Source organism: Microbacterium telephonicum, from assembly GCF_003651225.1.
GTDB lineage: Bacteria > Actinomycetota > Actinomycetes > Actinomycetales > Microbacteriaceae > Microbacterium > Microbacterium telephonicum.
Genome location: NZ_RCDB01000002.1, coordinates 822,644 through 836,670 on the forward strand (window position 1 = coordinate 822,644; position 14,027 = coordinate 836,670).

The window sequence follows — 14,027 nt, forward strand, 5'->3', positions numbered from 1 at the left end:
CGAGGAGCACCATGGCACACGAGGAAGACGCGCTCGAGCACGAGAGGGCTTCATGGAAGCCTTCCGCCGGGCTCGCTGTCGCGGTTCCCGACCCCGTGCAGAACCCGGGGCTTCCCCCGCACCGGCACCGCGTGACCGACCAGGACCCGGCGGCGATGACGCGCGCCGTGCGCACGGTCTACACGTTGTTCTACCTGTCGCTGGCCGGCAGCATCTGGGCGGTCGCCGCCTACATGCTGTTCCCGATCGAGAGCGGCCGGATCATCGACATCCGGCACAACAACCTCTTCATCGGTCTCGGCATCGGCCTGGCCCTGCTCGCGATCGGCCTCGGCGCGATCCACTGGTCCAAGGCGATCATGTCCGACAAGGAGTTCATCGAGCCGCGTCACGCGACCCGTGGTCGTGACACGACGCGCGAAGCGGCCGTGCAGGCGTTCCGCGACGCGAACGAGGAGTCCGGCTTCGGCCGCCGCACCGCCATCCGCGGTTCGCTGATCGCCGCCCTCGTGGCCTCGATCGTCCCCGGCATCACGCTGTTCCGCGGTCTCGCACCGCACAACAGCGAAGCCAAGCCCATGGCCGGCGACCCGGTCGCGCTCCTCAGCCACACCATGTGGAAGGAGGGCGAGCGCCTCGCGCACGACCCCAGCGGCGAGCCCATCCGCGCCGCCGACCTGACGCTCGGCTCGGCCGTGCACGTCATCCCGGAGTCCCTCGCCGACCTCAGCCACCACGACGGCTACCTCGAGGAGAAGGCCAAGGCGATCGTGTTGCTCATGCGCCTGCTGCCCGAGCAGCTGGTCGAGGAGGAGGACCGCAAGGACTGGTCGTACGACGGCATCGTCGCGTACTCGAAGGTCTGCACGCACGTCGGCTGCCCCGTCGCCCTGTACGAGCAGCAGACCCACCACCTCCTCTGCCCCTGCCACCAGTCGCAGTTCGACGTGGAGCGCGGCGCCGCGGTCATCTTCGGCCCGGCCGCCCGTCCGCTGCCTCAGCTGCCGATCACCGTCGACGCCGAGGGCTACCTCGTCGCGCGCAGCGACTTCACCGAACCTGTCGGCCCGAGCTTCTGGGAGCGCCATTGAGCACCGCCACCGTCACCGAGCCGGGCACGGCGCAGGCACCCGGCGCCACCTCGTCGAAGAACGAGAAGCCGCTGGGCGGGCGCTTCGTCGCCGGCGCCGCGAACTACATCGACGAGCGCACCTCGATCTCCGGCTTCGTCAAGGAGCTGGGGCGCAAGATCTTCCCCGACCACTGGTCGTTCATGCTGGGCGAGATCGCGCTGTGGAGTTTCGTCGTCGTGCTCCTGTCGGGCACGTTCCTGACCTTCTTCTTCCAGGCCTCGATGGTCGAGACGCACTACACCGGCGCCTACGCGCCGATGCGTGGCGTCGAGATGTCGGCCGCGCTGGATTCCACGCTGCGCCTGTCGTTCGACATCCGCGGCGGTCTGCTCGTGCGCCAGATCCACCACTGGGCGGCGCTCGTGTTCGTCGCCGGCATCGGCGTGCACATGCTGCGCGTGTTCTTCACGGGCGCGTTCCGCAAGCCCCGTGAGCTGAACTGGGTGATCGGCTTCGTGCTGTTCATCCTCGCGATGGGCGAGGGCTTCACCGGCTACTCGCTCCCCGACGACCTGCTCTCCGGCAACGGTCTGCGCATCATCGACGGCATGATCAAGGGCATCCCGCTCATCGGCACGTGGACCTCGTTCCTGCTGTTCGGCGGCGAATTCCCCGGCACCGCGATCGTCGGCCGCCTCTACACGCTGCACATCCTGCTGCTGCCGGCGATCCTCGTCGCGCTCCTGGCCGTGCACCTCATGCTCATGATCGTCAACAAGCACACGCAGTTCGCCGGCCCCGGCCGCACGAACAGCAACGTCGTGGGCTACCCGATGATGCCGGTCTACATGTCGAAGATGGGCGGCTTCTTCTTCATCGTCTTCGGTGTGATCGTGCTGATCGCCTCGCTGTTCACGATCAACCCGATCTGGAATTACGGCCCGTACGACCCCTCCCCCGTCTCGGCGGGCACCCAGCCCGACTGGTACATCGGCTTCGCCGACGGCGCGCTGCGTCTCGTGCCGCCGCACCTGGAGTTCGTGCTGTTCGACCGCACCTGGTCGTTCAACATCCTCATCCCGCTCGGCGTGCTCGGCCTGTTCATCGTGCTGGTGGCGCTGTACCCCTTCATCGAGTCGTGGATCACGGGCGACAAGCGCGAGCACCACATCGCCCAGCGTCCGCGTCACGCGCCCACCCGCACCGGCATCGGCGTGGCCGGCGTCATCTTCTACGCGGTGCTGTGGGCCGCGGCCTCGTCCGACATCATCGCGACCCACTTCCATCTCACGATGGAAGGCGTCATCCACACGCTGCAGGCGCTGCTGATCATCGGCCCCGTGCTCGGTTACTTCGTCGCCAAGCGCATCGCGATCGCCCTGCAGAAGAAGGATCGTGAGATCGCGCTGCACGGCTACGAGTCCGGTCGCATCGTCCGCCTCCCCGGCGGCGAGTACATCGAGGTGCACCAGCCCGTCGACGAGTACGAGCTCATGAAGCTCGTCGACTTCGAGACGAACGCGCCCCTCGTGGTCCGCCCCAACGACAAGGGCCGCATCCCGTGGCACGAGAACATGCGCTCGGGGCTGTCGCGGTGGTTCTTCGAGGACCGTCTCACCCCGGTCACGCAGACCGAGATCGAGGCGGCGCGTGCCCACCAGCACCACACGCTGGAGCACATCGCCCACGAGGAGGCCGAGGAGCTGCAGGGCGCCCACGAGCGCGCCGGGGTCCCGGATGCTCCGCTGCACCCGATCGAGGACGGCAAGGGGTCCGAGACCGCCAACCGCCCGTCGAACATCATCGTCCCCGACGAGGACGACAAGAAGCACTGACACCGCCGATCCGCATCGGCAGGAAAGCGGCGAGGAGTGACCGACACGGTCGCCCTCGCCGCTTTCGTGTTCGCGTAGCGTCGTCCCCATGACCGACGCACTCGCCTACTTCACCGCCAAGCTCACCCACGAGACCGACGCCTCCGACGTCTACGCCGCGCAGAAGGCCGGCGACGCCTTCGTGCTCGTCGACGTGCGGGGCGACGAGGCGTGGGCGCAGGGGCATGTCTCGGGGGCCGTGCACATGCCGTACCGCGAGGTCGCCGAGCGCGCACCGCGCGAGCTCGACCCGGCCGTGCCCGTCGTCGTCTACTGCTGGAGCCCCGGCTGCAACGCGGGCGCGAAGGGCGCCCTGGAGTTCGCGAAGCAGGGCTTCACGGTGCGCGAGATGATCGGCGGCTACGAATACTGGGTGCGCGAGGGCCAGCCCACCGACAACGCCGACGGTCCCCTCCCCCGGGTGTTCGACCCGCAGGTGATGGTCGTCCGACGCTGACCCTCCTCACCAGTCACGAATGGTGGCCTGGAAGGCCTCCAGCGCCACCATTCGTGACTGGTGAGAGGATGCCGGGGTCAGCCCGCGCGCGGGGTGTCGAGGCCCTCGAGGAACCGCGCCGCCGCCGCGCCCGCGAACACGGGAGCGGACAGCTCATCGGCGACGTCTGTCGCGACGTCGCAGACGACGGCGGTGACGTTGTCACGCGACCCCGCGTCCAGCGCCTGCGACACGAGCGCGTGCGCGGCGCGCACGGGGTCCGACTCCAGGGCCAACTCCTCGCGGATGACGTCGTCGGGGAGGTAGTCGCTCACGCCGTCGCTGCACAGCAGCCAACGGTCGCCGACGACCGGCACGCGCTCGACGACGCGCACGACATCGCGGGCGTCGCCGCGCAGCGACGCCGTGATGATGTTTCGCCGCGGGTGCGTCATCGCGTCCTCCGGCGAGACGAGCCCCTGATCGACGAGCGCCTGCACGAAGGAGTCGTCGCGGGTCTGACGGATGAGGTGACCGTCGCGCAGCAGGTAGGCACGCGAGTCGCCGGTGTGCGCCAGCAGCAGCGTCGCCTCGTCGTCGGCGATCCACAGACCGGTGAACGTCGTCGCCATGCCCGCGAGCGACGGGTCGCGCCGCACGTGTGCGCCCAGATCCCAGTTCGCGCCCCGCAGCCGCAGCGCGAGCGCCTCGGCGTCCGCCACCTGCCGCCCGCCCGCGACCAGGCGGTGCACGAGAGCCGCCGACGCCAGGTCGCCGGCGGGACCGCCGCCGACCCCGTCGGCGACGGCGGCGCCCCAGGACGCCGCGAAAGCGGCATCCTGGTTCACCGAACGGAAGGGGCCGACGTCACTGGAGACGCCGGCCCGTAAGCCCCACGACATGGATGTCAGCGGGCGAAGTATCCGCGGTAGTACTCGTAGACCCAGCCCACGATCGCGACGACGAACACGCCGAAGCCGATCGGGACCATCCAGGTGCCCACGGCGAGACCGATCATGGCCAGCGACGCCGAGAAGGCCAGCACGAGCGGCCACCACGACCACGGGCTGAACTCGCCCATCTCGGGGTCACCGTCGTCGATGTCTGCCGTCAACACGTCCTCGGGCAGCTCGCCGCCCTGCGCGCGGTGCACGCGGTCGACGTAGAACCCGATCATGACGGCCATGAACACGCTGAACAGCAGGCCCACGGTGCCGACCCACTCGATCGCGTTGTACCACGGCCGCGACGAGTGCTCGATGATGTTCCACCAGGTGTACACGATCGCCATGAGCAGGAAGAACCCGCCCAGGATCCACCAGAGGTTGACGTTGGTCTTCACTTACTTGACCTCTCCCTGGGCGAGATCGACGACGGGCGCATCGGGGGCGTCCTTGGCCGGGCCCACGCCGACCGGCAGCGCGGCCTCGGGGTGGGCGAGGTCGAACGCCGGACGCTCGCTGCGGATGCGCGGGATCGAGGTGAAGTTGTGACGCGGCGGCGGGCAGCTGGTCGCCCACTCGAGCGATCCGCCGTAACCCCACGGGTCGTTGACGGTCACCTTCGGGGCGGTGCGCGCGGTGATCCAGACGTTCAGGAAGAACGGGATCATCGACGCGCCGAGGATGATGGCGCCGATCGTCGAGACCTGGTTCTGCCACGTCCAGCCGTCGGCCGCGGAGTAGTCCGCGTAGCGACGCACCATGCCGTCGACGCCGAGCCAGTGCTGGATGAGGAAGGTCATGTGGAAGCCGATGAACAGCAGCCAGAAGTGCACGTAGCCGAGGCGCTCGTTGAGCATCTTGCCGGTCCACTTGGGCCACCAGAAGTAGAAGCCCGCGAACATGGCGAACACGACCGTGCCGAAGACGACGTAGTGGAAGTGCGCGACGACGAAGTACGAGTCGGAGAGGTGGAAGTCCAGCGCCGGCGAGGCGAGGATGACACCAGTGAGGCCACCGAAGACGAACGACACGAGGAAGCCGAGCGCGAAGACCATCGGCGTCTCGAACGTGACCGAGCCTCGCCAGAGCGTTCCGATCCAGTTGAAGATCTTCACACCCGTCGGCACCGCGATGAGCATCGTCATCAGGGCGAAGAACGGCAGCAGCACCGCGCCGGTGACGTACATGTGGTGCGCCCACACCGACACCGACAGCGCCGCGATCGCGATGGTCGCGTAGACGAGGGTCTTGTATCCGAAGATCGGCTTACGGCTGAAGACCGGGAAGATCTCCGAGACGATGCCGAAGAACGGCAGCGCGATGATGTACACCTCGGGGTGACCGAAGAACCAGAACAGGTGCTGCCACAGCAGCACGCCGCCGTTGGCGGGATCGTAGATGTGGGCGCCGAGCACGCGGTCGGCGGCGGCGGCGAGGATCGCGGCGGCCAGCACCGGGAAGGCCATCAGCACGAGGATGCTCGTGATGAGCACGTTCCACGAGAAGATCGGCAGACGCCACATCGTCATACCCGGCGCACGCATCGTGATGATGGTCGTGATGAAGTTCACGGCACCGAGGATCGTGCCGAAACCGCTCATGCCGAGACCCAGCATCCAGAGGTTTCCGCCCGCGCCCGGTGAGAACGAGGCGTTGGCCAGCGGCTGGTAGGCGAACCATCCGAACGCGGCGGCGCCCTGCGGGGTGAGGAAGCCGGCGATCGCGATGATCGATCCGAAGATGAACAGCCACAGCGCGAACGCGTTCAGACGCGGGAAGGCGACGTCGGGGGCACCCAGCTGCAGCGGCAGGATCGCGTTGGCGAAGCCCGCGAACAGCGGCGTCGCGAACATCAGCAGCATGATCGTGCCGTGCATCGTGAACAGCTGGTTGTACTGCTCCTTGGTCGGGATGACCTGCATGCCCGGCTCGAACAGCTCGGCGCGGATGATGAGGGCCATCACACCGCCGAGCAGGAAGAACAGCACGGAGGCGATCAGATACATGTAGCCGATCGTCTTGTGGTCGGTGGAGGTGATCCACTTGACGACGATGTTGCCCTTCTGCTCCACACGCGAGGAGCTCATGAGAGCCGCCTGGCGCGGGGGGATCGTCTGCGGGCGCTCGGATACCTGGGTCATCAGTGCTCTCCCTCGGTGGATGCGGCGTCACCCGTGGTGCCCGGCAGGTTCTGCAGGCGGTCGTAGGCGTTGTCGATGTCGCCCGTCTGGCCGGCGTCGCGCAGCGTCTCGAGGTAGTCCTCGTAATCGGCCTCCGAGACGACCTTGACCTTGAACAGCATCATCGAGTGGTACTGGCCGCACAGCTCGGCGCATTTGCCGTCGTACTCGCCGATGCGGGTCGGGGTGAAGGACCAGTAGTTGTCCTTCCCGATGTACATGTCCTTCTTGTACAGGAAGTCGATGATCCAGAAGGAGTGGATCACGTCGCGCGAGGCGAGCTTGATCTTCACCTCCTTGTCGACCGGGAGGTACAGCGTGGGGATCTCGTTGGTGATGTCACCGACGGCATCCGTCTGCGCCTGGACGCCCATCGACCAGACGGCGTCGTCGCCGGCCTCGCAGTTCTGGGTGTCGTCGTTGTACTGGAAGTCCCAGGCCCACTGCTTGCCGATGGCCGTGACGCACACGTCGGGGTCGTCGTACTGGGTCTCGAGGATCGTCTGGTCGCGCGCCGTGAAGGCGAAGAAGCCGATGACGAGGATGAGCGGCACGACCGTGTAGAAGATCTCGATCGGCATGTTGTAGCGCAGCTGCACCGGCAGGCCGGACTGGCCGCGACGGCGGCGGTACGCGATCGCCGCCCAGGCCATGAGGCCCCACGTGATGACACCGACGGCGAGGAGCACGATCCAGGAGTTGACCCACAGTGCCGAGATCATCTCGGTGTGGTTGGTCGCCTGCGTGCCGTCCTCGGTGAACCCCGGGAGGAAGCCGTTCAGCTCAGTGGGGGTGCAGGCTGCGAGGGCGACCGCTGTGGCCATGCCCAGGGGGATGGCAGCGAGGCGGAGGCGACGTTTGACGCGCACGTTTCACCTTTCGGGGTCTTGAAGGTTCGACTCCCGCCAGTCTAGGGCAACCTCCCACGCGATTCAGGCCATCCGCCCAGGATGTCCCGACTCTCGGAGGGGGCGCGAAGCCCCGCCCCGGAGGGTCAGTGGAACGAGTCGCCGCAGGCGCAGCTGCCCGCCGCGTTGGGGTTGTCGATGGTGAAGCCCTGCTGCGAGATCGTGTCCTGGAAGTCGATCTTGGCGCCGTCGAGATAGGGCACCGACATGTCGTCGACGATGACCTCGACGCCGTCGAAGTCGACCGCGACGTCGCCGTCGAGGAAGCGCTCGTCGAAGTAGAGCTGGTAGATGAGGCCCGAGCATCCGCCGGGCTGGACGGCGACGCGCAGACGCAGGTCGTCGCGGCCCTCCTGCTCGAGGAGGCTCTTGACCTTGGCGGCGGCCGCGTCGGTCAGCGCGACGCCGTGGGTCTGGATGTCGGTGGACGTGGCGATGTCGGTCATGGCGTTGATTCTACGCGGCCGACCCTGGTGGAGGGCCGACCGCGCGGAGGCATCGTCAGAGCGTCGAGGCGTCGAGGCTCTCGAGCAGCAGCGCCTCTGAGATGAGGGCGTGCCGGAAGGTGTCGAGGTGGAGCGACTCGTTGGGGCTGTGGGCCCGCGCGTGCGGGTCTTCGACGCCGGTGACGAGGATCTGCGCCGCCGGGAACTCGCGCACGAGGTCGGCGATGAACGGGATCGAGCCGCCGACCCCGATGTCGACGGGCGAGACGCCGTAGCCGCTCTCCAGCGCGTCCCGCGCCTTCTCGACGGCCCAGCCGGAGGTGTCGACGAGGAAGGCGTCGCCGAGGTCGACGTCGCTGAAGGTGAGCTGCGCGCCGAACGGTGCGTGGGCACGCAGGTGCGCCTCGAGCGCGGCGTAGGCGTCGGCGGCGCGCTGCCCGGGTGCGACGCGCGAGCTGATGACGACCGACAGCTCCGGAGTCAGGGTGTTCGACGCGTTGCGCACGCTCGGGAAGTCGATGCCCGTCACGGTGACGGTCGGCTTGTTCCACAGCCTGCTGAGGATCGTGCCGCGGCCGATGGGGCTGACGCCGTCGGGCAGGCCCGCCTCGCTGCGCAGCGTCTCTTCGGTGTACTCGGGCGTCTCGGCGTCGCGCTCGTGGAGCCCCGCGACGGCGACCGCGCCGTCGTCGTCCCACAGCGTCGCGAGCAGCTTGGCGGTGGCGAGCATCGCGTCGGGCACCGCTCCCCCGAACATCCCCGAGTGGGAGGCGTGGTCGAGGGTCTTCACGGTCATCGTGAAGCGGGCGTTCCCGCGTAGCGACACCGTGAGCGCCGGCGTGACGGCATCCCAGTTGCCCGAGTCGGCGACGACGATCACGTCGGCGCGCAGCGCGTCGGCGTTGTCGGCGAGGAACGCGGCGAACGAGGCCGACCCCGCCTCCTCCTCGCCCTCGATGAACAGGTTCACCCCGAGGTCGAAATCGGTGCCGAGCACCTCGACGAGCGCGCGCAGCGCCCCGATGTGCGCCATGACGCCGGCCTTGTCGTCGGCCGCGCCGCGGCCGTAGAGGCGGCCACCCCGCAGCGTCGGCTCGAACGGCGCGCTCTCCCACAGCGACTCGTCACCCACGGGCTGCACGTCGTGGTGGGCGTAGAGCAGGATGGTGGGCCGCCCGTTGCGCGCGGCCCGCGTGGCCAGCACGGCCGGCATCCCGGGCTCGCCCGTCGCGGGGACGTTCGCGGTCTTGACCTCGACCCGGTCGAAGATGCCGAGGTCGTCGAGGAGCGCCTTCACCGCGGCCGCGCTGCGTTCCACTTCGGCGCGGTCGAAGCCGGGGAACGCGACGGACGGGATGCGCACGAGGGCACCGAGGTCGGCGAGGGCGGCGGGGACGGCAGCGGTGGCCGCCTCGTGCACGGCCGAGGCCCGGGACGAAGCTGAGGTCATGCGGGTAATCTTAGAACGCACGTTTCCGCCGACTTGAGGTCCCTCCCGTGGCAAAGACTCCCGCTGCCCCCGTCCCCGACGCTTCCGCCGATGCCCCGCAGGGCGTCGGCAAGAACCGCCCGACCCCGTCGCGGGCCGAGCAGGAGGCGGCACGCAAGCGTCCCCTGGTGGCCGACACCAAAGAGGCCAAGCGCCGGGTTCGCACCGAGATGGCGGCGCAGCGCGAGAAAGCCCGCATCGGCATGGCCAACGGCGAGGAGAAGTACCTCCCGCTGCGCGACAAGGGTCCGCAGCGCAAGTTCGTGCGCGACTGGGTGGACTCCGGCTGGCACTTCGGCGAGCTGATGATGCCGCTCATGGTGGTCGTGATCCTGCTGAGCCTCATCCCGAACCCGGCGATCATGTACTACGGCTTCATCGGCCTGTGGGCGTTCATCCTGCTCGTCGTGGCGGACATGATCTTCACGAGCATGCGCGTCAAGAAGCTCGCCCGCGAGAAGTGGGGCTCCCGCGTCGAGAAGGGTCTCGGCTGGTACGGCGCGATGCGCACGATCCAGATGCGCTTCATGCGACTGCCGAAGCCCCAGGTCAAGCGGGGGCAGAAGCCCGCCTGAATCGGGCATGTCACACGACACGCCGTCCCGACGCCTCCGCACCGGTCTTTCGTGTGACACGGTCTCCGCGCGTGTCACGCATACGGCCGTCACGGGGAGGCCGCACCGGCACATCGTGTGACACGGTCGCCGTTCGCGCTCGCGCGCCGCTGCGCGGCATCCGGATGCCGGATGGCGGCGACTCAGCGGGACGCGGCGAGGCCGCGGTTGATCTGCCGCGCCCAGAGCGGCCCGCGGTAGATGAAGGCGGAGTAGCCCTGCACGAGGGTCGCGCCGGCGTCGAGCCGCTCGCGCACATCGGCCGCGGTCTCCACTCCCCCGGCGGCGATCACGCAGAACTCCGCCGGGACCGCCGCACGCACGATCCGCAGCACCTCGAGCGACCGCCCCTTCAGCGGGGCACCCGACAGCCCGCCGACACCGGCGGCCTCGATCCGCGCAGGGTCGCTGACCAGGCCGTCGCGCGAGATCGTCGTGTTCGTCGCGATGAGCCCGGCGAGATCCAGGTCGACGGCGAGACGGCTGACCGCTTCGACCTCGTCGTCGGGGAGGTCGGGCGCGATCTTGACGAGCAGCGGCGTCGTCCCGGCCGCCGCGCGGACCGCCGACAGCAGCGGACGGAGCGTCTCGACGGCCTGCAGGCCGCGCAGGCCCGGCGTGTTCGGGGAGGACACGTTGACGACGAGGTAGTCGGCCAGCGGAGCGAGCAGCCGGGCGCTGACGAGGTAGTCCTCGGTCGCGTCGGCCACGTCGACGACCCGGCTCTTGCCGATGTTCACGCCGATGACTGCCCGCGGATGACGGCGGCGGGCGGCCACGAGACGCGCGGCGACGGCCGCGGCCCCGTCGTTGTTGAACCCCATCCGGTTGACGAGCGCACGGTCGGCGACGAGACGGAACAGGCGCGGCTTCGGATTGCCGTCCTGCGCGATCGCGGTGACGGTCCCGACCTCGACGTGTCCGAAGCCGAGGGCGTGGAGGCCCGCCGTCATCCGCACGTTCTTGTCGAACCCGGCGGCGACCCCGAACGGGGAGTCGAACACCAGCCCGAGCGCCTCGGTGCGCAGCGACGGATCCGGCTTCGTGACGGCGCGGACGATCGCCGCGAACGGGCGCACGCCCAGCAGCCGGATGACCGGCACGACGAGGTGGTGCGCACGCTCGGCGTCCATGCGCGCGAACACCGTTCGGAAGATGAAGGGGTACATCACACCTCGTCCGTCGCGGCAGCGGCCGCCGCCGCGTGGTCGGCGCGCAGCTGCCCGATCGCCGCCTCGAAGTCGTCGAGGGTGTCGAAGGCCTGGTAGACGCTCGCGAACCGCAGGTACGCGATCTCGTCGAGGGTGCGCAGCGGCTCGAGGATGGCGAGGCCGATCTCGTTCGTGTCGATCTGCGACGTGCCGGTCTGGCGCACCGCTTCCTCGACCTCCTGCGCGAGCAGTGCGAGGTCGCCCTCGGTCACGGGGCGGCCCTGGCACGCCTTGCGCACGCCCGACATGACCTTCTCGCGGCTGAACGGCTCGGTGACGCCGGAGCGCTTGATCACGTTGAGGCTCGCCGTCTCGATCGTCGAGAAGCGGCCGCCACACTGGGGGCACTGCCGGCGGCGGCGGATGCTGAGGCCGTCGTCGCTCGTGCGGGAGTCGATGACGCGCGAGTCGGCGTGGCGGCAGAACGGGCAGTGCACGTCAGGCCTCCCGGTCCGCGAAGCGCGCGGTGACCGCTTCGCCGTGGGCGGGCAGCACCTCGGCACTGGACAGCGCGACGATGTCGTCGTGCACCGCGGCGAGGGCGTCGCGGTCGTAGACGATGACCTGCTGCGGGCGCAGGAACGTCGAGGCCGACAGACCCGCCGCGTACCGGGCCTGACCTCCGGTGGGCAGCACGTGGTTGCTTCCGGCGAGGTAGTCGCCGAGACTCACCGGCGACCACGGCCCCACGAAGACGGCGCCCGCGTTGACGAAGTCGTCGACGCGGGGATCCTCCAGGTGCAGTTCGAGGTGCTCCGGCGCGTACGCGTTGCTGAACGCCGTCGCCGCGTCGAGATCGTCGACGAGCACGATGGCCGACTGCGGCCCCGCCAGGGCCACCGCCACGCGGTCGGCGTGCAGCGTCGCGGACGCGCGCGCCTCGACAGCGGCGGCCACGGCATCCGCGAGCGCTGCGGAGGGCGTGACGAGCACGGCGCCGGCCTGCTCGTCGTGTTCGGCCTGGCTGACCAGGTCGGCGGCGACGAGGTCGGGGTCGGCGCTCGCATCGGCGACGACGAGGATCTCGGTCGCACCGGCCTCGGAGTCGGTGCCGACGATGCCGGCGACGACGCGCTTGGCGAGGGCGACGAAGTTGTTGCCCGGGCCCGAGATGACGTCGACCGGGTCGAGGCCCAGCGACTCGACGCCGTGGGCGTAGGCGCCGATCGCGCCGGCGCCGCCCATCGCGTACACCTCGTCGATGCCGAGGAGGGCCGCGGCGGCGAGGATCACCGGGTGCACGCGGCCGTCGTGGTCACGCTGCGGCGGCGAGGCGAGGGCGACCTGCCCGACCCCGGCGACCTGGGCGGGTACCACGTTCATGACGACGCTCGACGGGTAGACGGCCTTGCCGCCCGGCACGTACACACCGACGCGCCGCACCGGGCGCCAGCGCTGCTCGACGCGCGCGCCGGGTTCCAGCTCAGTCACCCGAGGGTCGGGCACCTGCGCCGCGGATGCCGCACGCACGCGGCGGATGGCCTCCTCCAGCGCGCGGCGCACCGCGGGGTCGAGCGTCGCGAGGGCCTCGTCGAGGTGGGCGCGCGGGACGCGCACGGCGTGCCCCTCGGCTCCGTCGAAGCGGGCGGCCTGCTCGCGCAGGGCGACCTCACCACGGGTCGCGACGTCGTCGACGATGCGCGCGGCGGTCGCCAGCGCCTCGTCGCGGGCGGCGGTGGCCCGTGGCACGGCCGCGAGCAGCTCCGCCGGCGTGAGCGTGCGCCCGCGCAGGTCGATGGTGCGCATCCGGGTCAGCCGCGGGTCACGCCGGAGACGTCGTGCAGGTAGCCGATCCGGCCGTCCTCGTGACGCACCACGAACGTGTCACCGCGGTCCTCGATGACGAGGGCCCACGCGGTCGGGCCGACCGTGAACAGCGGCGCGCCGCTCTCGTCGACGACGTCGCGCTCGACGGGCGCGAGCGCCCAGAACGCCTGGCTCGCGGCGGGGGCCGTCGTGACGGGCTCCTCGGCCGCGGCGGTCTGCGCGGCGGGCGCGGCCCACGGGTCGGCATCGTCGTCCGCCGCGGGACGGGAGACCGGAACGGTGGCGGGACGCGCGGTCACGGGACGTGCGGGGCTGGCCAGCGCATGCGCGGTGACCTGCGGACGTCCGCGGAAGTCCTGGTCGAACGGGGCGATGAACGGCGCGAAGACCGTGAGGAGCACACCGGCGAGCATGAGGAAGAACTCTACCCAGATCACCCAGCTGTGCAGCCACAGTCCGCCCTGGGCGGCGCGGGCGATCTCTTCCCAGAGGATGCCAAGCCACACCAGCGTCGCGACCGAGAACGCCACGGAGGCGAACTGGTCGATGCCGAGCGACCCGACGCGACGGATGCCGTCCGGCGAGAACCGGCGCAGCACGAGGAGCCCCACGGCCACCGTGGGTGCGCCGATCGTGAGGATCCACGAGATGCCGGAGGTCCACACCGTGCCGCCCACGCCGAGCGCCTGCATGAAGCGCGCGTCGCCGTAGATCGAGAAGAACGAGACGACGAAGGCGACCGCCCACACTCCGAGGAGTGCGACCTCGCGGATCGAGAACGGGCCGACGCCGTACTGCACCGACGCCTCCCCCGGCTCGGCGACGGACGGCTGCGCGGCGGGACCGAGCGTCGGCTCGCCGTCGGCGTCGACCGTGGCGGATGCGGACTCCGGCGCCGTGTGCTCGGCCGCGTACTCATCCGCGGCGACTTCGTCGGAGGATGCGGCCGCCGCGAGGGTCTCGCGGTCGAAGCGGTCGGTGCTCTGACCGAGGTCGTCTCCGGTCTCATCCCCGGTGGGCGTGGCGTTATCGCGGGTGTCGTCGCTCACGATGGTTCCTCTCGGATCTCGGTAGGCCGTGGTCAC

14 protein-coding genes are annotated in these 14,027 nt (G+C 69.8%); 4 read left to right on the forward strand and 10 right to left on the reverse strand.

What is annotated here, in order from left to right; translation table 11 throughout:
- The first annotated feature begins 11 nt into the window (after positions 1-11).
- The 3 genes from qcrA to C7474_RS08885 all read left to right on the forward strand — a co-directional run bounded on the left by qcrA (position 12) and on the right by C7474_RS08885 (position 3,404).
- The gene (gene qcrA / locus C7474_RS08875; protein WP_121059026.1) at positions 12-1,091 is read left to right on the forward strand and encodes a cytochrome bc1 complex Rieske iron-sulfur subunit; all 1,080 of its coding nucleotides are present in this window, start codon (positions 12-14) and stop codon (positions 1,089-1,091) included.
- On the forward strand, positions 1,088-2,908 hold the full coding sequence (qcrB, locus tag C7474_RS08880; RefSeq protein ID WP_121059028.1) for a cytochrome bc1 complex cytochrome b subunit: 1,821 nt from the start codon (positions 1,088-1,090) through the stop codon (positions 2,906-2,908). The genes qcrA and qcrB overlap by 4 nt, the downstream gene beginning before the upstream one ends.
- Before the next feature lie 88 nt (positions 2,909-2,996).
- Entirely contained in the window at positions 2,997-3,404 is a 408-nt protein-coding gene (locus tag C7474_RS08885) for a rhodanese-like domain-containing protein (protein WP_121059030.1), read from the forward strand.
- A gap of 77 nt (positions 3,405-3,481) precedes the next feature.
- On the opposite strand, the gene C7474_RS08890 is transcribed toward C7474_RS08885, so the two are convergent.
- The 6 genes from C7474_RS08890 to C7474_RS08915 form a co-directional block, all read right to left on the reverse strand.
- Positions 3,482-4,285 carry a PP2C family protein-serine/threonine phosphatase gene (locus tag C7474_RS08890; protein ID WP_121059032.1) on the reverse strand — a complete coding sequence of 268 codons (804 nt, stop codon included), beginning with the start codon at positions 4,283-4,285 and terminating at the stop codon, positions 3,482-3,484.
- Between the two features lie 5 nt (positions 4,286-4,290).
- Complete coding sequence (locus tag C7474_RS08895; protein WP_121059034.1) at positions 4,291-4,725, reverse strand: cytochrome c oxidase subunit 4; 435 nt, start codon at positions 4,723-4,725, stop codon at positions 4,291-4,293.
- Entirely contained in the window at positions 4,726-6,414 is a 1,689-nt protein-coding gene (gene ctaD, locus C7474_RS08900) for an aa3-type cytochrome oxidase subunit I (RefSeq protein ID WP_121059399.1), read from the reverse strand.
- Positions 6,415-6,467: 53 nt separating this feature from the next.
- Positions 6,468-7,376 (reverse strand): aa3-type cytochrome oxidase subunit II, encoded by a 909-nt coding sequence (gene ctaC / locus C7474_RS08905; RefSeq protein ID WP_121059036.1) that lies wholly within the window; start codon positions 7,374-7,376, stop codon positions 6,468-6,470.
- A gap of 125 nt (positions 7,377-7,501) precedes the next feature.
- Positions 7,502-7,861, reverse strand: coding sequence for an iron-sulfur cluster insertion protein ErpA (erpA, locus tag C7474_RS08910; protein ID WP_121059038.1), 360 nt, complete (start codon positions 7,859-7,861; stop codon positions 7,502-7,504).
- Positions 7,862-7,916: 55 nt separating this feature from the next.
- Entirely contained in the window at positions 7,917-9,311 is a 1,395-nt protein-coding gene (locus tag C7474_RS08915) for a dipeptidase (RefSeq protein ID WP_121059040.1), read from the reverse strand.
- Positions 9,312-9,358: 47 nt separating this feature from the next.
- On the opposite strand from C7474_RS08915, the gene C7474_RS08920 reads away from it, so the two are divergent.
- Positions 9,359-9,925 carry a DUF3043 domain-containing protein gene (locus tag C7474_RS08920; RefSeq protein WP_121059042.1) on the forward strand — a complete coding sequence of 189 codons (567 nt, stop codon included), beginning with the start codon at positions 9,359-9,361 and terminating at the stop codon, positions 9,923-9,925.
- 182 nt (positions 9,926-10,107) lie between these two features.
- On the opposite strand, the gene C7474_RS08925 is transcribed toward C7474_RS08920, so the two are convergent.
- Genes C7474_RS08925 through C7474_RS08940 form a run of 4 tightly spaced genes read right to left on the reverse strand, consistent with a single transcriptional unit; the run spans position 10,108 to position 13,991 of the window.
- Positions 10,108-11,133: a quinone-dependent dihydroorotate dehydrogenase gene (locus tag C7474_RS08925; protein WP_121059044.1), complete on the reverse strand. Its 1,026-nt coding sequence runs from the start codon at positions 11,131-11,133 to the stop codon at positions 10,108-10,110.
- Positions 11,133-11,612 (reverse strand): transcriptional regulator NrdR, encoded by a 480-nt coding sequence (nrdR, locus tag C7474_RS08930; protein WP_121059046.1) that lies wholly within the window; start codon positions 11,610-11,612, stop codon positions 11,133-11,135. The genes C7474_RS08925 and nrdR overlap by 1 nt, the downstream gene beginning before the upstream one ends.
- A 1-nt stretch (position 11,613) precedes the next feature.
- Positions 11,614-12,921 (reverse strand): histidinol dehydrogenase, encoded by a 1,308-nt coding sequence (hisD, locus tag C7474_RS08935; RefSeq protein ID WP_121059048.1) that lies wholly within the window; start codon positions 12,919-12,921, stop codon positions 11,614-11,616.
- Positions 12,922-12,926: 5 nt separating this feature from the next.
- Entirely contained in the window at positions 12,927-13,991 is a 1,065-nt protein-coding gene (locus C7474_RS08940; RefSeq protein ID WP_199692405.1) for a hypothetical protein, read from the reverse strand.
- Positions 13,992-14,027 lie beyond the last annotated feature (36 nt).

Coding starts and splice junctions, on each gene's coding strand:
- qcrA (WP_121059026.1), top strand. CDS start 12: ATGGCACACGAGGAAGACGCGCTCGAGCACGAGAGGGCTTCATGGAAG.
- C7474_RS08885 (WP_121059030.1), top strand. CDS start 2,997: ATGACCGACGCACTCGCCTACTTCACCGCCAAGCTCACCCACGAGACC.
- C7474_RS08890 (WP_121059032.1), bottom strand. CDS start 4,285: ATGTCGTGGGGCTTACGGGCCGGCGTCTCCAGTGACGTCGGCCCCTTC.
- ctaD (WP_121059399.1), bottom strand. CDS start 6,414: ATGAGCTCCTCGCGTGTGGAGCAGAAGGGCAACATCGTCGTCAAGTGG.
- erpA (WP_121059038.1), bottom strand. CDS start 7,861: ATGACCGACATCGCCACGTCCACCGACATCCAGACCCACGGCGTCGCG.
- C7474_RS08915 (WP_121059040.1), bottom strand. CDS start 9,311: ATGACCTCAGCTTCGTCCCGGGCCTCGGCCGTGCACGAGGCGGCCACC.
- C7474_RS08925 (WP_121059044.1), bottom strand. CDS start 11,133: ATGTACCCCTTCATCTTCCGAACGGTGTTCGCGCGCATGGACGCCGAG.
- hisD (WP_121059048.1), bottom strand. CDS start 12,921: ATGCGCACCATCGACCTGCGCGGGCGCACGCTCACGCCGGCGGAGCTG.